Here is a 19,772-nt window from a genome sequence, read left to right as displayed (position 1 = left end):
AGGAGGGTGTGATGTGTGGTGACAAAGCGCAAAGAATTTTAATGGCTATAATGCTTGGATTTACAATGTATCTTTTTGCAATGGGACGAAGTGACCAAACTATGTTTCAAATTGCGGTTGTGCTGCAGACATTTATCATTATTATGCTACTCATTTTTGCTTTTACAAATTTTTGTCCAAGTCTTTGGTTTTTCAATAAGATCTTTGGCAAGTGTAACTGGGATGAAAAATGAGTATCAGCTATAAAGAGAGTGGAGTCGATATAGATGCTGGAGCAAAGCTGGTTGAAGAGATAAAGCCGTTTGTCAAAGAGACATTTAATGAAAATGTTCTTGGCAATATCGGAGGTTTTGCTGGGGGCTTCGCTCTTCCAAAAGGATATAGTGAGCCTGTGCTCTTTGGAGCAACTGATGGCGTAGGTACGAAACTCAAGCTTGCAATTGAGGCAAAAAAGTTTGATACTGTAGGCATTGATTTAGTAGCTATGTGCGTCAATGATCTCATATGTAGTTTTGCAGAGCCTCTCTTTTTTCTTGACTACTACGCTACCGCAAAACTTGAGGTAGAAGAAGCAAAAGAGGTGATAAAAGGGATTGCACAAGGGTGCAAAGAGAGTGAGTGTGCACTCATCGGTGGTGAGACTGCAGAGATGCCTGGAATGTATCGCGAGGGTGATTTTGATCTTGCTGGCTTTGCCGTAGGGATTGCAGAGCGTAAAGAGCTTGAAAATAGGCCTCCTCTTCATGCTGGAGATGCGCTCATCGCCCTCCCCTCTTCTGGAATCCATTCCAACGGCTATAGTCTCGTGCGCAAACTCTTTTTTGAAAAGCTTGGAATGAGTTTAGAAGATGAGTTTGAAGGTGAAAAGCTTAAAAATGTGCTCCTTCGCCCTACTCGCATCTATGTCAAAACATATAAAAAACTCAAAAACTCTATCAAAGCTCTTGCACATATCACAGGTGGCGGTATAGTAGAAAACCTCCCTCGCGTTTTACCACAAGATCTCCAAGCAGTAGTAGAAAAAGAAAAGATCAAGACACTGCCCATTTTTGATTTTATTGCGCAGTATGTAGAAGAGAGCGAGATGTATAAAACCTTTAATATGGGTGTAGGAATGATTTTGGTGGTTGCTCCTAAAAATGTAGAAAATGTCTTGGCACAAAGTGACGGTTATATTATTGGAGAGCTGCAAAAAGGGCAAAAGGGAGTAAAACTCGTTTGATCTACGCTCTTTCTAAACTTTTTACATATACCCTCATGCCGCCAGCCCTCTTTATTTGGGCTCTTCTTTTAGCCTCTTTTGGCTATCTCAAAAGAGTGATGTTTCTTTTGGCACTACTCTTTTGGTTTCTCTCAACACAAATTGGTGCACATCTACTTTTGGAGCCTTTAGAAAATATGCACCTGCCAAAGAAAGCAGTTAATCCACACTATGTAGTAGTCCTTGGAGGAGGATATGACAAAGGAGCGCTCCCCCTCAATGCCCATGCCACAGAGCGCCTTATAATGGGATTGGCTATTGCAAAGGAGCATAACGCTACTTTAGTCTATACTGGATATGAAGCAAAATATGCAAAAAAAGAGATAGCCTTTTTACAAAAAAGTTTAGATCTTACCCTTCCTGTTCTTTATGAAGATAGAAGCCTTGATACCTATCAAAACGCTGCTTTTTGCGCAAAGATTCTTCCAAAAAAAGAGATCTATCTTGTTACCTCTGCAGTCCACATGCCAAGAGCTTACCGTCTCTTTACCCATTTTGGTTTTAGAATAACACCTGTAAAAACAGATTTTAGAACAAAACCCGCACTTGAACTCTCAGCACTTTTTCCAAAAATGGACTATTTTGATGCATCCTATGCAGCATTCCATGAATATGTCGGGCTATTAAGCCTTATAGCGCGAGGCATTTAGAATTCGCTCAGTAGTTCCATCACTTCATCATCACTGAGCTGATGAAAATCTCTATAAAACTGCCCTACTGCCATAAAATCTGCCGGAGCATCGAGCACTATAACCTTATCAGCAGCCTCTTTGAGCAAAGCTATGCTATCTGGTGGCGCAACAGGGACGGCTATGACAACCTCCTTTGCCCCTTCGTTTTTGAGCGCTTTGGCTGCTAAGTACATACTAGCACCCGTAGCAACCCCATCATCAACCAAAATAACCCTTTTGCCTTTGATATCGATACGCGGCTTATTGTAGAGCGCTCTTTTTTGGCGAATTTTCTCTAAGATCTGTGCCTCTTGCTCATCTATATAGTGACGTGCCACATTGAGCATAATGACTGCTCTTTCATTGACAAACTCCTCTCCATTTTCGCTAATAGCCCCAATAGCTGCTTCAGGATTGTAAGGAGAGGGGATCTTTTTAACAAAAAAGATATCAAGAGGCAGATCCAACTGCTTTGCAATCACATATGCAACTGGCACACCTCCTCTTGGCAAGGCTATAACTACTGTATTAGGATCTTCTCTATACTCTTGCAACTCTTTTGCTAGTAGTTCTCCTGCTTCAAATCGATCACTAAACACCATCTGCAATCTCCTGAATAATATATTATTTTAATTATTATTTAATATATTTTACCATAATTTTAAATTACTTCTTTACCATTATAGCAAAGGGGATATAATGATTGCACTCATTCAGCGAGTAACAGTTTCATGGGTTAAAATTGAGGACAAAGAGATTGCTCGCATCGGGAAAGGATACAATATTTTGCTTGGAGTAATGCAAGATGACACTCCAGAAGATATCCAAAAGCTTGTAAAGAAGATATGTAATCTTCGTATTTTCCCTGATGAGAATATGCGATTTGACAAAAATATTTTGCAAGTTGAGGGTGAAATATTAGTAGTGAGCCAATTTACACTCGCTGGCAATATCAAACGAGGCAATCGTCCCGATTTTAGTGCGGCAATGGAGCCTAAAAGAGCCAAGAAGCTTTATGAGCTGTTTTGTAAAGAGCTTGCGAAGAAGGTGCCTGTACAAAAGGGAGAGTTTGGTGCTATGATGGAGGTTGGTATCATCAATGATGGACCTGTTACAATTATTGCTGATTCTAAAAAATTATGAAATATTTCATACTTCTCATAGCATGGATACTGTTTGGCGCAGATTTCGAGCCTGCAACTCCAGTAAGCTATAGGCCAAAGCAGCTACAATCTTCATCTCTACCCTCTGCTACTCCTCTCTATGCTACTGCACGTATATGGGATAGGGATCTTGCTTTTGTAGAGCCCTTTGAGATTGTAGAGCTGGGAGGAATTGCCGATCTTTTAGGAAAGGACTTGCATGACTTTAATAAAATTGTTGCATATGAATGGAGTGCAGGATTTTACAAAGATGAGATAAATCCTCTTATCACTTGGGTAAAAAAGCATCCTCAAACCCTTCTTTACAATAAACCAAACAAAGAGGGAGCATACTTTTACGACATGTGCAATGAAGATCTGGTGCAAAAGCGTTTTTCTTATCTTCTTGCACAAAAGCACAAACTAGGCATAGTAGGGTACTTTTTTGACTGGGCAAATGAGGAGTTTTTACATGAGAAGGCGTTTGCTAAGTATCAAGAGCGATTCAAGAAAAAACATCCGCATGGATCTTATGCAAAGTGCTTGCAAAGATTTTTTCAAAAACTCCGTAATGCTGGCTTGCTTATCATCACCAACCAAGCTTACCGTAATGAAAATCTCTTAGAATCAGTAGATTATGATATGTGTGAAAGCTATATGACGCAAGTTGACAATACATCAGCCATGGCAAATATTGAGGACACTTTGAGTCTTATTCCTACCACCATATTTGTCCCTTTGGATGAGGTTTTTGATTATTTTAAGACATTTTCTCAACTGAAGAAAAAGTACCATTTTAAACAGATGATCTATTTAAACTATGCAGCTCCGATTTTTGAAGCAAAAGGGGATCTACTTGTAGCTAAAAAACCTCGCGATATTATCTACTACAACTACGCTCTTGCAAAACTTGGAGGATTTTATAGCTATACTGAGGTTCCCTTTAATCATGAGTTGGAAAAGGATCCTCTCTACTTTATAGATCTTGGTAAACCTTTGGAAAAAATGCAGCAAAGAGATGGCATATACTGGCGCCTTTTTCAAAATGGGTTTGTTATTGTAGCTCCCTCTCTCACAAAGCCTCTCTATCTGCGCATCAAAGTTTCTGGTCTTATAGATGTAAAAGAACAAATTTCTCTTCAAGCCAAAGACGGATGGACAGCATTTGCGCTAAAACCAATATATTATAATTTTGAAAATCGCTATCTCCCACAAGCAAAGGTCTTTTTGTATGCTGATAAAGTACTTCATAAGTGATCGCTTTGGAGGTGTAAGTAAGCCTCCCTATAGTGAGCTCAATATCGCTTTGCATACTGGAGATGACCCAGAAGATGTAATACAAAACCGTAAAATTTTGTTTCAAAAAGCCGGTATTAAAAAAGCTCAGTTTGCAGACCAAATCCACAGCAATAAAGTCATTATTCTTGATAAGTATAACAATCCCCCCCAGTGTGATGGTTTTATCACTACAAAATCAAATCTTGCTTTAGCCATTATGAGTGCAGACTGCTTTGGTGTGCTCCTCTATGATCCGATTAATTTCATTATAGGAGCAGTTCACGCTGGACGTGCCGGAGCCCAGCAGGGGATAGTAATAAATGCAATCGAAATAATGTATCAGCTTGGTGCACAAGAGATAAGAGCCATTATAAGTCCTGGAATTCATAGCTGCTGCTATGAAGTAGGGGAGGAGATATTGCAAAAGACACCTTCTCGTTTTATTAAAAAAGACAGATTTCTTGATATTAAAGCTATGATTTATGAGCAGCTCCATAAAAAAGGGGTATCATCTATTGAAGATTTAAACATTTGTACCTGCTGCGATCATCGCTACTACTCCTATCGTAGGGAGAGGCGTACTGGCAGATTTGCTTCAATTATATGGATGGAGGAGTAGATGGAAGAGCTTTTTGTCATTATTCCAAAACTACCGGGGGTAAGAGTCTATCAATTTAGCGATGCTTTTGAAAGCGCAAAGAGTCTATGCGATTTTTGCCAAGAGCAGGGGCACTATCTTGAAATTGCTGCTTTAGAAGATGCAATTTATGAGGAGATTAAAGAGCTACCAGCAAAAGTGCGCCGCATTAATGAGGATAAGGAGCGCTATAACTTACGATCTATGCAGTTTGATACAATTTTTGTAAATTACAATATTACAAGGCTCCACAATCCTGAACAATTTTTGCGCAAAATTTACCGCATGATGAAAAATGCAGCAGATCTACTGCTTTTTTTAGATGAAGCAAAAATAGAAGAGTTCACAAAACTTTTAGAAGATTTAAACTATGTAGCAATCAATCCAATCTCTTACAGTAAAGGCTTGGTACTCAGTGCCAAAAAGATGCATGGATGGGCAAAAGTTTAGTTATAATTTTTTCATGAATTTTTATAGAGAGCTTATAGAAAATTGCATTAATCCATTTATACTCTTTAGTGAAACAGGCGAAATTATTGAATATAATAAAGAGGGAGAGTATCTCCTCTCTATCGCACCTAAAGAAGATCTTTACAATCTTGCTGTAAGCCATGCATCTATGAGCTTTGGTTTTAAGCATACCTTTTTGCAGTTAGATATTGGACACGCTACCTATTGTGCTATAACTGTGGGCTATCTTGATAGTGAGCATATCGGGCTCATGCTGCATAAAAATACCTGTGGAGCAAAGGTACAAAAGAGCAGCAAAGATCTCCAACCTGCCAATATCTTTACTCTTCTTGATATTGCAATCAATACCCATTTTGACCAAACAAAAATTACAGCAGAGTATGATATCTCCATACCTGAATTCAAACTCGATATAAACCACTTTCTCAAGCTTCTCAATAAAATCTTCAGATCTTTAAAAAATGCACAAAAGCTTTTTATAAAAGTACATATTGCTATGGGGAGAAGTTTGAAAATAGATGAAAAACGCTATAGAGTAGTGGAGGTTATCATCGAGAGTGAAGAGATAAAAAGACTTGATAAAATAGAAGATGAGCAGTTTATTATCACTGTAGACAATAATCAACTGCACATTGAACTCCCCTTTATATCTTAGATGCATATCTCTTCAATTTACTTGTGAGTGTAGCACGATTGAGTTCCAAAGCCTTCGACATAGCAAGAACGCTTTTACATTTTTTCTTTGCTGCTCGAAGTAATGGTACTTCAAAAAGATATAGAAGCTCTTTATACCCTTCTTCTACTCTATTTTCCAAATACTGCTCTAATAGTTGCATAATCTCCTCCTCATCCATAGAAGAGAGAAGAGCTTTCTCATAGATAGATTTTTTTAGTGATATTGCATTACTTTGTAAATCTGGTATAAAATCTTGTGGAAACTCCTCTAACTCAAACTCCTCTTTGACCTTTTGTATATAGATGTGTTTGAGCTCTTCAAGATCTTCTGGGCGCTCTCGCAAGGGTGGAATAGTTACTTGAATAGGAAAAAATTCATCAAGCTCTTCTTGAAACTTTGTCACAGCTACAATTAAACGCACACCTTGGATACTACGCATAAAAAAATGGAGGTTTTCAATATTTTCAAAGTCGCGTATAAAGATCTCTTTGGATTCGATTTTTTGAGGAAGTGAAGCTACACTATATCTGGGTATATGAGGAAAAACCTCATTAACAAGCGTCTCCTTTCCTGTACCTCTTTCACCTATAATAGCAATATTTACAGGAAGATTTGCTGCAGCTTGCAAGATATTAAAAGCTTTTATAGTTTGTGGCGACTTGGCTACAAAGGTTCGCATGCTATCTCCTTGTAATTGTATAAAAATTATACAATATTTTTGTACTACTAAAGATACAATTTCCTTGATAAAAATTTCCAAGGAGTTTCTATGAAAAAATGGATAGCGCCTCTTATGGCTCTCCTGCCAACCTTAGCAATGGCGGAAGACAAACTCAATAGTGGCGATACGGCATGGATGATTGTAGCAACTGCATTTGTTATGCTTATGACACCAGCAGGGCTGGCACTTTTTTATGGTGGTATGACACGAGCAAAGAATGTGCTCAACACTTATATGATGGTATTTATCGCCTATGTTATAGGCTCTATTGTATGGGTTTTGTGGGGCTATTCACTCGCATTCAGTGGTGATGGTGCGATCATCGGTGATCTTGGCAAACTCTTTTTAAAAGGTGTCTCGAGTGATAGTCTTAGTGGAACCTATCCTGAATTTGTCTTTATAGCATTCCAAGGAACATTTGCTGCAATCACAGTGGCAATTGCTAGTGGTTCAGCTATTGAGAGAATAAAATTCTCTACTTGGACACTCTTTACTGTACTTTGGGTAACCTTTGTCTATGTACCTATTACACACATGGTGTGGGGTGGAGGATTTTTATACAATGATGGTGCCCTCGATTTTGCCGGTGGTACAGTGGTGCACATGAATGGTGGTCTTGCAGGATTGGTACTTGCTCTCATACTTGGTAAGAGAAAAGGGTATCCAAAAGAGGCTATGCATCCATCATCTGTTATCCTTACAGCTCTTGGTGCTGCACTTCTTTGGTTTGGATGGTTCGGATTTAATGCAGGAAGTGAATTTGCAGCAGATGGAGTAGCTGGTAGCGCACTTCTTATGACAAACTTTGCTGCAGCTATTGGTGCTTTAACATGGATCTTCATAGAGTGGTTCGTATACAAAAAGCCAACACTTCTTGGTGGAGCAACAGGGGCAGTAGCTGGTCTTGTAGCTATTACGCCTGCAGCTGGTTTTGTAGATGTTTTGGGTGCGCTCATAATAGGCATTGGTGGTAGTGTCGTGGGATTTTGGGGAGTAGCATGGCTTAAAAAGGTGTTTAAATATGATGATAGCCTTGATGCTTTTGGTGTCCACTTCCTCGCTGGTCTATGGGGTGCTTTGGCAACTGGAATGTTTGCACTCCAAGATCTTGCATGGGATGGAAGCCCTCTTAAAGATCACGGAGATAGAATTGCCCAAATGCTCGTACAGCTTGAATCTGTAGCAGTTACAATGATCTTCACTGGTATTGTCACAGCAATTGTATATTTTATCGCATCACTCCTTACTGGGGGTGGAAGAGTTGATGAAGAGATAGAAATCATAGGTCTTGATGAAGCAGTCCATGGAGAGAAAGGATTCAACCTCAAGTAGGTTGAACTTTCCAAAATACCAAAAGGGGATTTATATGAAAAAAATAGAAGCAATTATCAAACCATTTAAGCTTGAAGATGTCAAAGAGGCACTGAGTGAAGCAGGAATTACTGGAATGACAGTGAGTGAAGTTAAAGGTTATGGACGCCAACAAGGTCACAGTGAGCTCTATAGAGGAGCAGAGTATGTAGTGGACTTTTTACCAAAAGTAAAAATAGAAGTTGTTGTCAAAGATGATGATGTAGCAATGGTTACACAAAAAATAAGTGAAGCTGCTCGTACAGGTAAAATCGGTGATGGAAAAATATTTATAAGTAATATAGAAAAAGTTATTCGTATCAGAACGGGAGAAACAGACGAAGAGGCTCTTTAAGCCTCTTTTAAATTATAAACATAGAAGCCTCTTGCGTTTTTTTAATATAGGTATCTAAATCACTAATTGGTCTTTGTAAAAAATCTTGTATACATGCTCCTAAATCTTTCCAAAAAAGATTCAATACTGGATTGTGCGTCTTGCACACATCATTGCAGCATTCACTCTCCACAGCCTTGACAATATCTAAAAAAAGAATCTCCTGTACATCTTTGGCAAAAGTGTATCCTCCTCGCGCACCGCGAATACTTTTGAGTATACCGCTTTTTTTTAGGAGTAAAAGCAGCTGCTCTAAAAAATTTTTTGGAATATGTGCCCCCTCTGCAATACTCTCAATTTTCATCGGAAGCTTATGCATATGGGAGTAGAGAAAGTAAACAGCTGCCAAAGCATAGACACTCTTTGTAGTTATTTTCGGCATAATTGTACTCCTCGTATATAGTAATTATAAAGTGTACATCCTACACAGTAATGAAAAAAAGCTTCTAAAGCGATGCAGACTGCCATAATGCCATAGAGTATTTCCCCTACCAGTTCCCATCCCATGAGTTTTGCTAAAAGTAAAAAAATCATAAGAATCAAACCTACCCTAGCAGCAAATTTTTTCGCAGCTGCATCCTCCTTTACCTCATCTATTTTGAAAAATTTTAAAATTTTTTTGGCTACAACAAAAAGAGGAGCATACAATGATCCCATAAATACACGAATTGCGAGCTCCATTATGATGACTAAGAGAGCTAGCACTGAAACATATCCCCATAGAAGCAAAAGAAACATAAAGAGTGCACTTAGCCGTATAGCATTTGCATCAACTCTTTCAGATGAGATAGGGCAACTAGAAGCCATACTCTATCCCTATACTGATTGAACTTTGACGATTAAAGGCTTCTATGGGACCGCTTGCAATATGCTCTTTTGGAGCATAGAGATATGCCAAATGGAGTTTATAGGGCTGAAGATCCATTGTCATCCCAATGCTTACATGTCTTTTGGTAATTGCTGGAAAACCAACAAGATTAAAAAATGCTATATCTTGAGCCTGAAAAGGCACACCTTCAATATTTGTACTTGTAAATCCATTCATAACCTTCGTAGCATAGCTATATCCTGCTCGTACTATTGATTTTCCAAAACTCTTTTGAATTCCAAAAGTATAGATATTTTGACTTTTCCAATTAAAATCCTCATATCCTCTCGCGTGGGACCAAAAAACTCTTTTGAAATCCCCCATAAACCGCCATCCATTGCTATGATAAGCGATACCTATACCCGCCTCTGCGGGTTGAGTAAGATGAAAATCCTCTTGTGCACCATCACGATCGAAATCAAATACACGTTTATACTTCGTAGGAACAGAGGAGGTGGCTGTTGCTGCAAAGGTCACACTCTCCCAATCATAATAGATCCCTACATTTGCTCCTATTCCAATATCTCTACTCATTCTATCACCAAGCTGGCTTGGCATACGTGCAGCCATACGGAGAGCACCATATGAGAAATTTACTCCAACTCCTATGCCAAATCTTCCCCATCTTTTCGCGTATGCTCCAATCAGTTTTGCATAGGCAAATTTTGTCTTCATATTTGCAAGTGAAGGAACAGGATAATCCACACCCATACCACTAACACCAAACACTCCTACACCAAAAGCACTCTCTTGATCCAAACTTTTGGTATATCCCACATAGGGTATCAGTTCAAAATCGGCTTTGCTCTTATACACATTTGCATGTACTTGTGGTATAAAAAAAGTCGTACCTATTTCAAAACTGCTCTTTTTTGTAAAAGAGAGGAGGGATGGATTGATAAAAATCGACTCACCACCTTGATATGCAGCGATTCCTGCACCTGCAATACCTCGCGATTTTGCTCCTGCACCTACTAAATTATCTCCAACTGTAGCAAACAGAGCCAAAGGGGCAAGAAGGAGAAGCTTTTTCATAGTAGACCTTTTTTGAAGAAGTTTACACAAAAGCCGCACCAATGTCAATAAAGTCTATATATTTTGTCAAGATTGTAGCCGAATAACGAAGAAGGGCTTACAAAAGCCCAAGTAGTGCAATAAAAAGGACTGGAGGAGTAATAATCAATCCTACTTTCATATACTCTCCCCAACCAATTTTTACTCCTTTTTTTGCTAATACATGAAGCCAAAGGAGTGTAGCAAGAGAGCCAATAGGTGTCATTTTTGGCCCTAGATTTGCTCCCAAAATGTTTGCATAAGCCAAAAATGTATCACCTGTTTTATCTATTGCAAGATCCATAACCATGATAGTGGGCATATTATTCATCACTGCACTTAAAAATGCAGACAAAAATCCTGTCCCAATGGTTGCAACTTCTCTTCCATGCTGCTTCAGCGCAATAATCCACTCTGCAATCTCGTCCGTTAGCCCTGCATTTTTCAAACCAAAAACCACCACATATAACCCAATAGAAAACCAGACCACCTGCCAAGGAGCAGCCTTTATTGTCATCAACGGTTTTGTAGCTCTGTATTTTGCAGCAATCATCAAAAAGAGCAGTGCACCTCCTAAGGCAAAAAAGGAGATAGGAATATGATATATATCACCTATAAAGTATCCTGCTAGTAGCAGTGCCAAAAAGATCCAGCTAATCTGAAACATCTTTTTATGTTTTATAACACTTTGCGCTTCAGGCAAAATTGAGATATCAACCCTCTTTGGAATAGCTTTTCTAAAAAAGAGCCAAAGAACTGCAATAGATGCAATAATTGCTAAAAGATTTGGCAAAAACATCTTTTGCATATACTCTACAAACCCTATATGAAAATAGTCAGCCGTAACAATATTTGTTAGATTAGAGATTACCAAAGGATTGGACGCGCTATCGCCAATAAAGCCACCTGCCATTAAAAATGCAAATATTGCTCTGTTATCCATCTGTAAATAGCGCATTTTTGCTAGTAAAATAGGTGTTAAGATAAGAGCAGCTCCATCATTGGCAAAAAATGCAGCAACAAGTGCTCCAAGTAAAAGCGTATTGATAAACATCAAAGTTCCACTGCCATAACTTAACTTTGTCATCTTCACTGCTGCCCACTCAAAAAAACCTATCTCATCAAGTACCATTGATAGAAGTATAATTCCAATAAATGCCAGCGTTGCATCCCAAACTATGGAAGTCACTTCCAAGACATCTTGCAATGAAACTACGCCAAAGAGCAAAGCAGCAACTGCTCCTAAAACAGCACTTGTTCCAATTTGCAAGCCTTTAGGCTGCCATATAACCAAAACTAGCGTAACGAGAAAAATAGTCAAAGCAATTATCATCCCAAGATCCAATTAAAGAGATACCCTATAGCCATAATACCAACCGCTACTGTTGAAAAAAATATGATAATGAGCTTCCAAGAGAGAATCCTCTTTAAAATCATCGCCTCAGGCAGGCTCAAAGCTGTAATTGCCATCATAAAAGCTAGGGCCGTTCCCATAGGCATTCCCTTATCTGTCAAAACCTCAATGAGTGGCATAACGCCTGCTGCATTTGAGTACATAGGCACGCCTAGAAGCGTGGCTAAAGGCACTGCATACCAAGCATCACTTCCTGCTACTTTTACTATGAAATCAGTAGGAACATATCCATGAATAAATGCACCAACTGCAATCCCTCCAATCACATAGAGCCACACTTTTTTGATAATATCTTTTGTATACTCCCATGCATCACGCACGCGATCGCGCATTGTAAGCTCAATAGCACAGGTTGGCACCTCTTTTTCAAGAGGCTGCACCTTTATGAGTACCTCATCTTCAAGATCCATTTTTCCAATAACAATCCCTGCAACTATCGCTACTAAGAGGCCAAATCCAATATAGAGCGCCGTTACCTTCCAGCCAAAAAGCGTAAGCAGCATGGCAATAGCTATCTCATTATTCATAGGAGCTGAAATAAGATAGCTAAATGTGACTCCAAGGGGTATGCGTGCTTGCAAAAATCCTAAAAAAAGAGGAATAGCACTACAGCTACAAAATGGTGTGATAATACCAAAAAAAGCTGCAGCTATATGGCCAAAGAGGGGATGTTTGCGACTGAGATATTCTCGCACCTTTTCAGTTGGAAAAAAGCTGCGCAGCAGCGTTACAACAAAAATAATAACTACTAAAAGTGTAAAGATTTTAACGGTATCATAGATAAAAAAATCGAGAGCATCAGCAATCTTGCCACTCAATCCAAGGGTTTTATAGACAAAATGATCTACAACTTCGCGCCACATATTAGCCTATCAGCTTTGCTATCTCATCTACACTGAGCACTTTTCCTACACTTACTACCTTCCCATCAATAACAAGCCCTGGTGTACTCATCACACCATATTCCATAATCTTTGATATATCCTCAACCTTTTCTACCTGAGCAAATTTGCCACTTTGCGCAACCGCTTTTTTTACATTCTCTTCAAGTGCCCTGCACTTCGCACACCCTGTTCCTAAAATCTCTATTTTCATTTACGCTCCTTGTAACTCTTTTTCTATTCTTGGAAGAAGTCTTCTTTTTATCTCCTCTTTTGTAGTTACAAAAGCTTCATAGGGTTTTCCATCAGGATCTTCAAATCCTTCATGAATCGTTTTTGTCTCTCCAGGAAACACGGGACAACTCTCTTTTGCATTATCACACACAGTCACTACCAGTTCATATGGTCCTTGCTCCATCACCTCTTCAATACTCTTTGAGTGATACCTCTCATCCCAAGCTTCCTCTTCTTGCAAAACCTTTTTTGCATTGGGATTGATACGGCCACTAGGATTGCTGCCAGCGCTCAAAGCCTCTATTCCTTGAGGTTTAAGATACTTATTGACAAGTCCTTCTGCGATAATAGATCTGCAGCTATTACCTGTACAAAGAATTAACACCCTTTTCATAATTTACATTCTCCTGAGAGTTTTTCCAATTTTGGCAGCTCTAACGGCAATATTCTTATCTCTTCAAGAGCCTCACTCCTAAAGCGATCAAGTGGACTGCGCACTGCATAGTAGCTCCAGCGTCCCTTCCTTTGGCTGTGCAAAAACCCAGCATCTTTGAGGATCTTCAAGTGGCGTGAGAGGCGAGATTGCAACATTCCAAAAGAGGCTTCAAGATCGCATACACACAAAGGCCCATGCATATCAATGAATTTGAGAAGCTTTACTCTCGTCTCATCATACAAAGCACCAACTGTGCGTAAAAAATCCTCCATAGCTTCCATTTCTTATCCTTTTGCAAAGAGATTATAGCCAATAGAATTGTTTATATCAAGATATATTGATATATTAATAGATAAACTATTGCTTTTTTCCTTTAATTTTCTCTAACCATTCTTGCAACTTCTTTTCAAATCCTATTCCACTACTTTGATAAAATTGCATCTTCTTACTCATATACTCTTGCTCTACATAGCCACCATAGTCGTGGGGATACTTGTAGCCTTGAAATTTTGGAGGTTTGAGATGTGCTGGAATAGGGAAGTTATCATTTTGTGCGACTTCAAGTGCTTTATTGATTGCTTTGTAAGCAGCATTAGATTTTGGGGAGCTTGCTAGATATATAACACACTGGCTTAAAATTATCCTTGCTTCAGGATAGCCGATATTTTTTACTGCTGTGAGTGTAGAGACTGCAAGATTTAAAGCGTTTGGATTTGCATTACCTATATCCTCACTTGCCAAAATCACAAGACGCCTTGCAATAAACTCTGGCGGCTCTGCAGCTGCAATAAGTCTTGCAAGATAGTAGAGCGCTGCATCTATGTCACTACCGCGAATACTCTTAATAAGAGCACTAGCCAAAGTATAGTGTGTCTCAGCACTACTGCTACCTTCATGAAAACTTGCTGGTACAAGTTTACTAAGAATCTCTTTTGTTATATATCTGTTTATAATAGATGCAGCTTGCAGTATCTTTATAATATTTCTTGCATCTCCTTGAGCTATGCGAATAAGATACTCTCTTGCATCTTCATCAAGTGTGAGGGAGAGTTTTTGTGCAACTTTTTGGCTAAGCTGGCTGAGCTCCTCATCACTCAAAGGCTTAAACTCAAAGAGAAAAGATCGCGACCTAATCGCAGCAGTGAGTGAGAAAAAAGGATTTTCAGTGCTTGCGCCTATTATTAAAGCCTCCTCTTTTTCCATTATTGGCAACAATACCTCTTGCTGGGTACGGGAAAGTCTATGGACCTCATCGATGAAAATGAGAGGCTGCAAAAGGGAGTTTTTATAGCGAGCGATGATTTTGCGTATCTCATCTATTTTGAGGCTCGTTGCATTAAGCTCATAAAAATCTCTATCAAGCATAGATGCAACAATACGCGCAAGCGTCGTCTTACCAGTCCCAGGAGGACCATAAAAGAAGGAGTGGGGGAGGGCATTTGCTTGGATGAGTTTATAAAAAGGGGCATCTTTGCCTACTAAATGGCGCTGTCCAATAAACTCTTCAAGACTTTGGGGGCGAAACTCTCTATCCATTGACCACTTTGACAAAAAACTCTCTTACTTCCCGTGGCCCATCATACTCACAAAAATAGATTCCTTGCCATTTACCTAACATCAACTTTGCATCCACTACAGGAATAGCGACGCTGTTGCCTGTGAGGGCTGATTTAAGATGCGCATCTGCATTCTCTCCGTGCGCATAGCGATCGCTTTTAGGCACTAAACGGCTCATATGTGCCAAAAAATCTCGCTGTAATCCTGGATCCACATTTTCAAAAAGTAAAATCCCCGTAGTAGTATGTGGAGAATAGACAATGCAGCTACCATTTGTAACACCACTTTTAATCACTTCCTCTTTCACAATTTCCGTTATTTCTATCATTTCACTCTTGTGGTTAGTGCTTATCTCTATTCTTCTCATCTACTTCCTTTAAAAATTCTCGAAGTTTTTCATACTCTTTTTTGCTTAAATATCTCGTTTTTCCTATAGGCAAGGCATTGAGTTTTATCCAACCATATTCTATTCTCTTTAAGTCTACCACATCTTTACCAAAATGGGCAAAAAATCGTCTAATTTCCCTATTTTTTCCTTCAATCAAAGCAACTTTGAGTTTACTAAAAGTTGGTGCATTTTTATCAATCCTGTATGCAAAAAAAGGCGCAAACCGCATTGAAGTGATACTGCTTTTTTCATGAGCGCCGGCTGTTGCATCTTCCAGCTCCAAACCTTCTCGCATCGCCTCTTCCATTTTTGGTGTCACTTCACCCTTGATTTTAACATTATATACTCTTGGAATATCGCTCTCCATAAGAGCCCCAGCAATCCTTGGAGAATCGGTAAGAAGCAGTAGCCCTTCACTTGCAAAATCAAGTCTTCCAATAGGAATAAAATGAGAAAACTTTTTAGGCAGAGAATCATAGATCGTTTTTCTCCCTCTATCATCCTTCTTGGTAACAAGCTCTCCTTTTGGCTTATTGTATACAATTACCGTGTAATCTACCTTTGGCTTGATGAGTTTGCCTTTTACAAAGACCTTATCGCCCTCTTGCACATCATAAAAGGGCTCTTTAACTATTTGGCGATTGACTTTGACAAAACCCTCTTGAATAAGCCTGTCGGCTTCACGCCTGGAGTAGGTTGTATTGTGTGAAATATATTTATTGAGTCTCATTTTATTCCAGCCTCTACGAGATCGTGAATATGTAAAACACCTTTGATCTGATTATTTTTAGCAATAACAAGCATCTGGATCTTGTAATTTTCTATAACTTTGAGTGCTTCACTTGCAAGCATATTCTCATCCTCTATCGTTTTTGGTTGCAGCGTTGCATATGCTATTGCAGCTTTTTCTAGATCAAAACCCTCCTGCATGAGTGCTCTTCTTAGATCTCCATCACTCAAAACAGCTTTAAGTTTTCCCTTTTTGTCTGTAATCAACACATTTCCCAATTTACCTTCGCTCATTGTAACAATTGCATCTTTAAGCTTTGTCTCTTCATCAATAATAGGGAGGTTTTCTGTACGCATGAGATCTTTTACTTTGACAAAAAGCCTTTTACCAAGAGAGCCTCCCGGATGAAAAGAGGCAAAATCGCTTACTTTAAAATCACGCTTTTTCATCAAACATACTGCTAGTGCATCCCCCAGTGCCATTGTTAAAGTAGTAGAAGCTGTAGGAGCAGCCTGCAAAGGGCAGGCTTCACGCTCTACCGCAATCGATATAAATACATCGCTATAACGCCCTAAAGTAGATTCAGGATCGCTGCTCATACCAATGAGGGGAATATTAAAACGTTTGATATGGGGAAGGATCTTAATAAGCTCTTCACTCTCACCACTATAGCTAATGGCTAAAACGCCATCCTCTTTACCTATCATACCAAGATCCCCGTGGAGTGCTTCGGTAGGGTGGATAAAAAAGCTTGGTGTCCCTGTGGAAGCAAATGTAGCAGCCATTTTGCTTCCAACTAATCCACTTTTTCCTACACCTGTAACAATAAGTTTGCCTTTAAGGTTATAGATAAGCTCCACTGCTTCATTGATATTTTTCCCGATGCGCTTTTTGGAAGCTTGCAAAGCTTGTGACTCAATCTCTAGCACCTCTTTTGCTATTTGACTAAAATCCATCCTTATTCCTACATAATAAAAATAGTTGGCACGATAGTTGGGTATTTTTTATATTTTCTAAAAATATGTTTGCGCACTACCTGTCTAAAATCGTTCTCTAACTTTTTCGGTGTCTCCACGAGTTCTGGTTTATTTGTCAAAAACTGCTCAAGAAGCCCACTTATCTCTTGCTCAAACTCTTTATCTTTTTTATCTGCAACAAGCCCGAAGCTGCTTACTTTTGGTTTACTAATAAATTTTTTCGTATCTTTAGAGATTTGTGCCACGATAATAACTATACCTTCAGTAGCCATCTTCTGTCTATCGATCACTACATCACTCTCAATCTCCTCATTGAGCTGATTATCAATATAGGCCTTTCCTGTACGAACAGATCGCACCTTTTTCATATATTTTGGCGTTACTTCAATCTGATCCCCATCGCTCATGAGATAGATATTTCGCTCGGGGATACCGCATTTCATTGCTGTATCTTTGTGTTTCATTAAATGGTTATATTCGCCATGCACAGGGAGGAAGAATTTTGGTTTTGTGAGGCGAATCATCAGCTTTTGCTCCTCTTGTGCAGCATGACCTGAGACATGGATTTCACTAAAATCTTGATACGCTACTGTTGCTCCACACTTTTGGATAAAGTTAATAAGACTTGAGACACTTCGCTCATTTCCCGGAATCGCTTTAGCTGAAAGTATGATTGTATCGGTGGGCTTAATTTTTACATGGCGGTGTTCGTTTGTTGCCATGCGGTAAAGAGCACTCATCGCTTCGCCCTGGCTGCCAGTTGTTACAATCAAGATCTCATCATCTCTGTATTTGCCTATCTCATGCGGTTCAATAAAAATATTTTGCGGCAATTTCACATATCCGAGTTCCATTGTGATATCGAGGTTTTTTTCCATAGAGCGTCCGATAATACAGACTTTACGATTATATTTTATTCCATGCTCGATCGCTTGGTATACTCGGTGAATATTAGATGAGAAGGTACTCATCAAAACCCGTCCTTTAGCTCTTGAAAAGAGCAGATCGAAAGTAGGGCCTACACTTGCTTCAGACTTGGTAATACCAGGATTATGGGAGTTCGTTGAATCTGAAAGAAGAAGCAAAACACCTCTTTCTCCGTAGTACGCTAATCTATGCAGATCTGCTGGATATCCATCTATAGGAGTATGATCGATTTTAAAATCTCCTGTATGGATAATAGTTCCCGCTTCTGTAGTAATAGCCAAAGATGAAGCATCGATAATAGAGTGGGTCATATGCATCCACTCAACTTCAAAATCACCTATCTTAATCGGCTTTCTCTTTTCCACATAGCGAAAATAGCTCTTATAGTTTCGCATCCCATGCTCATCAAATTTATTCCCTATCATTCCAAGAGGTAGAGGTGTACCATATATAGGGAACTGCATCTCTTTAAAAAGGTAGGGCACTGCACCAATATGATCCTCATGGGCATGGGTAATAACGATTCCATGGATTTTATGTTTAATCTCGTGTAAATAGCTAAAATCAGGTATCAAAATATCCACGCCATGCATATCTTCAGTGGGGAAACTCATCCCTACATCAATAATAATCGCACTCTTTTCTGTCTCAAATACAGTGATATTCCCACCGATTTCTCCAAGACCACCAAGAGGTGTTATGCGCACTTTTCCATTTGATTTTGTATTAATGCGAGGTGTAAGACGCGATTGTTGCATCCGCTCGTTTGCAGCTATCGCTTTTTTTATATCTTTATATACGCCACCACTATGGCCGCTTCGTCTTTGAGCATTTTTTTGTTGATTTCTATTTTGTTGCTGTTGTGGTTGTTGGGACTGCTTTTGCTCCATCTATCTTCTCCTTTAACATTCCAAAAATCTGGTGATAGATAGATGTGCTAGCTTCATGAGGTCGAATATTGGAAGCAATCCCAAGTGTAGTAAAAATCTGCTCTAACTGCTCTTTGGGATAGAGCCTGGATAAATTTTTCAAAAGGGTTTTACGCGGTTGAGAAAATGCAGCTTTTAAAAACTGCATGAAATGCTTATCATCTAGATTAGCTCTCTTTTGTATCAACAAAACCGCTGAGTCCACTTTTGGCGCAGGGGAGAATGATTGTGGTTTGACAACACACACTCTCTTTACTTGACCAACACTCTGTGCCAAAACGGCCAAAGATGAAAACTCTTTCTCTCCCTCTTTTGCGCAAAACTTGTCGGCAACCTCTTTTTGTAGCATGACCAATATATTTTTGCACCGTTCATCTTGCAGTGCACGAAGCACAATATTGGTAGCTACATAGTAGGGCAAATTAGCGACAAGATCATAATCTTTATCCACAAGATTTTGCTTCCAATGATCTATGACGTCTCCACAAACTAGTGAGAAACTCTTTGCTGTAATCTCTTCATGAAACTCTTTTTCAAGAAGACGACATAGATCTTCATCGATCTCAAAAGCTATCACATCTCTTTGCTGTGCTAATAGCTTTTTTGTTAAATCACCTAATCCAGGCCCAATTTCTACAATTACATTTTCTGTTTTGGGCATCGATTCGATGATTTTGTATAAAACCGCTTCATCTTTTAAGAAATTTTGGCCAAACTTCTTTTTCGCTGCAATTTTCAAAGATTCTATCCTATTCTTGATAAAGAATGGATTAAATA

General features: G+C 39.1%; 26 protein-coding genes. 10 read left to right on the top strand and 16 right to left on the bottom strand.

Annotation, left to right across the window (positions count from 1 at the left end):
* Nucleotides 1-11 precede the first annotated feature (11 nt).
* From JG738_RS00350 to JG738_RS00340, 3 genes are read left to right on the top strand one after another with little or no spacing between them, the layout of a single operon-like run.
* A complete protein-coding gene (locus JG738_RS00350) occupies nt 12-233 on the top strand; it encodes a hypothetical protein (protein ID WP_084275015.1) in 222 nt (73 codons plus the stop codon).
* Nucleotides 230-1,222 carry a phosphoribosylformylglycinamidine cyclo-ligase gene (gene purM / locus JG738_RS00345; protein ID WP_201337833.1) on the top strand — a complete coding sequence of 331 codons (993 nt, stop codon included), beginning with the start codon at nt 230-232 and terminating at the stop codon, nt 1,220-1,222. The genes JG738_RS00350 and purM overlap by 4 nt, the downstream gene beginning before the upstream one ends.
* Nucleotides 1,219-1,911: a YdcF family protein gene (locus JG738_RS00340; protein WP_201337832.1), complete on the top strand. Its 693-nt coding sequence runs from the start codon at nt 1,219-1,221 to the stop codon at nt 1,909-1,911. Before purM ends, JG738_RS00340 begins: the two co-directional genes overlap by 4 nt.
* Here the strand turns inward: JG738_RS00340 and JG738_RS00335 are convergent.
* Entirely contained in the window at nt 1,908-2,534 is a 627-nt protein-coding gene (locus tag JG738_RS00335; RefSeq protein ID WP_201337831.1) for a phosphoribosyltransferase, read from the bottom strand. The genes JG738_RS00340 and JG738_RS00335 overlap by 4 nt on opposite strands.
* Nucleotides 2,535-2,631: 97 nt before the next feature.
* Here JG738_RS00335 and dtd point away from each other — a divergent pair, with 97 nt between their 5' ends.
* The 5 genes from dtd to JG738_RS00310 are packed head-to-tail and all read left to right on the top strand — an operon-like array spanning nt 2,632 to nt 6,115.
* Nucleotides 2,632-3,075, top strand: a complete 444-nt coding sequence (dtd, locus tag JG738_RS00330) for a D-aminoacyl-tRNA deacylase (RefSeq protein ID WP_201337830.1) — start codon at nt 2,632-2,634, stop codon at nt 3,073-3,075.
* Nucleotides 3,072-4,331: a hypothetical protein gene (locus JG738_RS00325; protein ID WP_201337829.1), complete on the top strand. Its 1,260-nt coding sequence runs from the start codon at nt 3,072-3,074 to the stop codon at nt 4,329-4,331. Before dtd ends, JG738_RS00325 begins: the two co-directional genes overlap by 4 nt.
* Nucleotides 4,306-4,971, top strand: coding sequence for a peptidoglycan editing factor PgeF (gene pgeF, locus JG738_RS00320; RefSeq protein WP_201337828.1), 666 nt, complete (start codon nt 4,306-4,308; stop codon nt 4,969-4,971). The genes JG738_RS00325 and pgeF overlap by 26 nt, the downstream gene beginning before the upstream one ends.
* On the top strand, nt 4,972-5,439 hold the full coding sequence (locus JG738_RS00315) for a methyltransferase domain-containing protein (protein ID WP_201337827.1): 468 nt from the start codon (nt 4,972-4,974) through the stop codon (nt 5,437-5,439).
* A 13-nt stretch (nt 5,440-5,452) separates the two neighbouring features.
* On the top strand, nt 5,453-6,115 hold the full coding sequence (locus JG738_RS00310; RefSeq protein ID WP_201337826.1) for a hypothetical protein: 663 nt from the start codon (nt 5,453-5,455) through the stop codon (nt 6,113-6,115).
* On the opposite strand, the gene JG738_RS00305 is transcribed toward JG738_RS00310, so the two are convergent.
* Nucleotides 6,105-6,815, bottom strand: coding sequence for a sigma 54-interacting transcriptional regulator (locus JG738_RS00305; RefSeq protein WP_201337825.1), 711 nt, complete (start codon nt 6,813-6,815; stop codon nt 6,105-6,107). The two genes, JG738_RS00310 and JG738_RS00305, sit on opposite strands and share 11 nt — an antisense overlap.
* 90 nt (nt 6,816-6,905) lie before the next feature.
* On the opposite strand from JG738_RS00305, the gene JG738_RS00300 reads away from it, so the two are divergent.
* On the top strand, nt 6,906-8,189 hold the full coding sequence (locus JG738_RS00300; RefSeq protein WP_201337824.1) for an ammonium transporter: 1,284 nt from the start codon (nt 6,906-6,908) through the stop codon (nt 8,187-8,189).
* A gap of 34 nt (nt 8,190-8,223) precedes the next feature.
* The gene (locus JG738_RS00295; RefSeq protein WP_201337823.1) at nt 8,224-8,562 is read left to right on the top strand and encodes a P-II family nitrogen regulator; all 339 of its coding nucleotides are present in this window, start codon (nt 8,224-8,226) and stop codon (nt 8,560-8,562) included.
* Between the two features lie 7 nt (nt 8,563-8,569).
* Here JG738_RS00295 and JG738_RS00290 read toward each other — a convergent pair whose 3' ends face one another.
* The 14 genes from JG738_RS00290 to rsmA form a co-directional block, all read right to left on the bottom strand.
* Nucleotides 8,570-8,983 (bottom strand): Rrf2 family transcriptional regulator, encoded by a 414-nt coding sequence (locus JG738_RS00290; protein WP_201337822.1) that lies wholly within the window; start codon nt 8,981-8,983, stop codon nt 8,570-8,572.
* On the bottom strand, nt 8,971-9,408 hold the full coding sequence (locus JG738_RS00285) for a DUF4395 domain-containing protein (RefSeq protein ID WP_201337821.1): 438 nt from the start codon (nt 9,406-9,408) through the stop codon (nt 8,971-8,973). The genes JG738_RS00290 and JG738_RS00285 overlap by 13 nt, the downstream gene beginning before the upstream one ends.
* Nucleotides 9,398-10,504 (bottom strand): OmpP1/FadL family transporter, encoded by a 1,107-nt coding sequence (locus JG738_RS00280; RefSeq protein ID WP_201337820.1) that lies wholly within the window; start codon nt 10,502-10,504, stop codon nt 9,398-9,400. Before JG738_RS00280 ends, JG738_RS00285 begins: the two co-directional genes overlap by 11 nt.
* Before the next feature lie 97 nt (nt 10,505-10,601).
* A complete protein-coding gene (locus tag JG738_RS00275) occupies nt 10,602-11,855 on the bottom strand; it encodes an arsenic transporter (RefSeq protein ID WP_201337819.1) in 1,254 nt (417 codons plus the stop codon).
* The gene (locus JG738_RS00270) at nt 11,852-12,799 is read right to left on the bottom strand and encodes a permease (RefSeq protein WP_201337818.1); all 948 of its coding nucleotides are present in this window, start codon (nt 12,797-12,799) and stop codon (nt 11,852-11,854) included. The genes JG738_RS00275 and JG738_RS00270 overlap by 4 nt, the downstream gene beginning before the upstream one ends.
* A gap of 1 nt (nt 12,800) precedes the next feature.
* Nucleotides 12,801-13,031 carry a thioredoxin family protein gene (locus JG738_RS00265; protein ID WP_201337817.1) on the bottom strand — a complete coding sequence of 77 codons (231 nt, stop codon included), beginning with the start codon at nt 13,029-13,031 and terminating at the stop codon, nt 12,801-12,803.
* The gene (locus JG738_RS00260; RefSeq protein WP_201337816.1) at nt 13,032-13,445 is read right to left on the bottom strand and encodes an arsenate reductase ArsC; all 414 of its coding nucleotides are present in this window, start codon (nt 13,443-13,445) and stop codon (nt 13,032-13,034) included. It lies immediately after the preceding gene.
* Nucleotides 13,442-13,759 (bottom strand): metalloregulator ArsR/SmtB family transcription factor, encoded by a 318-nt coding sequence (locus JG738_RS00255; RefSeq protein ID WP_201338688.1) that lies wholly within the window; start codon nt 13,757-13,759, stop codon nt 13,442-13,444. The genes JG738_RS00260 and JG738_RS00255 overlap by 4 nt, the downstream gene beginning before the upstream one ends.
* An 85-nt stretch (nt 13,760-13,844) precedes the next feature.
* Complete coding sequence (locus tag JG738_RS00250; RefSeq protein WP_201337815.1) at nt 13,845-15,023, bottom strand: replication-associated recombination protein A; 1,179 nt, start codon at nt 15,021-15,023, stop codon at nt 13,845-13,847.
* Nucleotides 15,016-15,411: a secondary thiamine-phosphate synthase enzyme YjbQ gene (locus JG738_RS00245; protein WP_201337814.1), complete on the bottom strand. Its 396-nt coding sequence runs from the start codon at nt 15,409-15,411 to the stop codon at nt 15,016-15,018. Before JG738_RS00245 ends, JG738_RS00250 begins: the two co-directional genes overlap by 8 nt.
* Nucleotides 15,386-16,162 carry a pseudouridine synthase gene (locus JG738_RS00240; protein ID WP_201337813.1) on the bottom strand — a complete coding sequence of 259 codons (777 nt, stop codon included), beginning with the start codon at nt 16,160-16,162 and terminating at the stop codon, nt 15,386-15,388. The genes JG738_RS00245 and JG738_RS00240 overlap by 26 nt, the downstream gene beginning before the upstream one ends.
* Nucleotides 16,159-17,118: an SIS domain-containing protein gene (locus JG738_RS00235; RefSeq protein ID WP_201337812.1), complete on the bottom strand. Its 960-nt coding sequence runs from the start codon at nt 17,116-17,118 to the stop codon at nt 16,159-16,161. Before JG738_RS00235 ends, JG738_RS00240 begins: the two co-directional genes overlap by 4 nt.
* Nucleotides 17,119-17,126: 8 nt before the next feature.
* Nucleotides 17,127-18,956, bottom strand: a complete 1,830-nt coding sequence (locus tag JG738_RS00230; RefSeq protein WP_084274992.1) for a ribonuclease J — start codon at nt 18,954-18,956, stop codon at nt 17,127-17,129.
* Nucleotides 18,913-19,734, bottom strand: coding sequence for a 16S rRNA (adenine(1518)-N(6)/adenine(1519)-N(6))-dimethyltransferase RsmA (gene rsmA, locus JG738_RS00225; RefSeq protein WP_201337811.1), 822 nt, complete (start codon nt 19,732-19,734; stop codon nt 18,913-18,915). Before rsmA ends, JG738_RS00230 begins: the two co-directional genes overlap by 44 nt.
* Between the last annotated feature and the right edge of the window lie 38 nt (nt 19,735-19,772).

This window comes from Nitratiruptor sp. YY08-26 (assembly GCF_016593215.1).
GTDB lineage: Bacteria > Campylobacterota > Campylobacteria > Campylobacterales > Nitratiruptoraceae > Nitratiruptor > Nitratiruptor tergarcus.
The sequence above is the reverse complement of the archived record's forward strand: the minus strand, read 5'-3'. Positions and strand labels throughout refer to the sequence as shown.

Coding starts and splice junctions, on each gene's coding strand:
- JG738_RS00350 (WP_084275015.1), top strand. CDS start 12: ATGTGTGGTGACAAAGCGCAAAGAATTTTAATGGCTATAATGCTTGGA.
- purM (WP_201337833.1), top strand. CDS start 230: ATGAGTATCAGCTATAAAGAGAGTGGAGTCGATATAGATGCTGGAGCA.
- JG738_RS00335 (WP_201337831.1), bottom strand. CDS start 2,534: ATGGTGTTTAGTGATCGATTTGAAGCAGGAGAACTACTAGCAAAAGAG.
- dtd (WP_201337830.1), top strand. CDS start 2,632: ATGATTGCACTCATTCAGCGAGTAACAGTTTCATGGGTTAAAATTGAG.
- JG738_RS00325 (WP_201337829.1), top strand. CDS start 3,072: ATGAAATATTTCATACTTCTCATAGCATGGATACTGTTTGGCGCAGAT.
- pgeF (WP_201337828.1), top strand. CDS start 4,306: ATGCTGATAAAGTACTTCATAAGTGATCGCTTTGGAGGTGTAAGTAAG.
- JG738_RS00315 (WP_201337827.1), top strand. CDS start 4,972: ATGGAAGAGCTTTTTGTCATTATTCCAAAACTACCGGGGGTAAGAGTC.
- JG738_RS00310 (WP_201337826.1), top strand. CDS start 5,453: ATGAATTTTTATAGAGAGCTTATAGAAAATTGCATTAATCCATTTATA.
- JG738_RS00305 (WP_201337825.1), bottom strand. CDS start 6,815: ATGCGAACCTTTGTAGCCAAGTCGCCACAAACTATAAAAGCTTTTAAT.
- JG738_RS00300 (WP_201337824.1), top strand. CDS start 6,906: ATGAAAAAATGGATAGCGCCTCTTATGGCTCTCCTGCCAACCTTAGCA.
- JG738_RS00295 (WP_201337823.1), top strand. CDS start 8,224: ATGAAAAAAATAGAAGCAATTATCAAACCATTTAAGCTTGAAGATGTC.
- JG738_RS00290 (WP_201337822.1), bottom strand. CDS start 8,983: ATGCCGAAAATAACTACAAAGAGTGTCTATGCTTTGGCAGCTGTTTAC.
- JG738_RS00285 (WP_201337821.1), bottom strand. CDS start 9,408: ATGGCTTCTAGTTGCCCTATCTCATCTGAAAGAGTTGATGCAAATGCT.
- JG738_RS00280 (WP_201337820.1), bottom strand. CDS start 10,504: ATGAAAAAGCTTCTCCTTCTTGCCCCTTTGGCTCTGTTTGCTACAGTT.
- JG738_RS00275 (WP_201337819.1), bottom strand. CDS start 11,855: ATGATAATTGCTTTGACTATTTTTCTCGTTACGCTAGTTTTGGTTATA.
- JG738_RS00270 (WP_201337818.1), bottom strand. CDS start 12,799: ATGTGGCGCGAAGTTGTAGATCATTTTGTCTATAAAACCCTTGGATTG.
- JG738_RS00265 (WP_201337817.1), bottom strand. CDS start 13,031: ATGAAAATAGAGATTTTAGGAACAGGGTGTGCGAAGTGCAGGGCACTT.
- JG738_RS00260 (WP_201337816.1), bottom strand. CDS start 13,445: ATGAAAAGGGTGTTAATTCTTTGTACAGGTAATAGCTGCAGATCTATT.
- JG738_RS00255 (WP_201338688.1), bottom strand. CDS start 13,759: ATGGAGGATTTTTTACGCACAGTTGGTGCTTTGTATGATGAGACGAGA.
- JG738_RS00250 (WP_201337815.1), bottom strand. CDS start 15,023: ATGGATAGAGAGTTTCGCCCCCAAAGTCTTGAAGAGTTTATTGGACAG.
- JG738_RS00245 (WP_201337814.1), bottom strand. CDS start 15,411: ATGAGAAGAATAGAGATAAGCACTAACCACAAGAGTGAAATGATAGAA.
- JG738_RS00240 (WP_201337813.1), bottom strand. CDS start 16,162: ATGAGACTCAATAAATATATTTCACACAATACAACCTACTCCAGGCGT.
- JG738_RS00235 (WP_201337812.1), bottom strand. CDS start 17,118: ATGGATTTTAGTCAAATAGCAAAAGAGGTGCTAGAGATTGAGTCACAA.
- JG738_RS00230 (WP_084274992.1), bottom strand. CDS start 18,956: ATGGAGCAAAAGCAGTCCCAACAACCACAACAGCAACAAAATAGAAAT.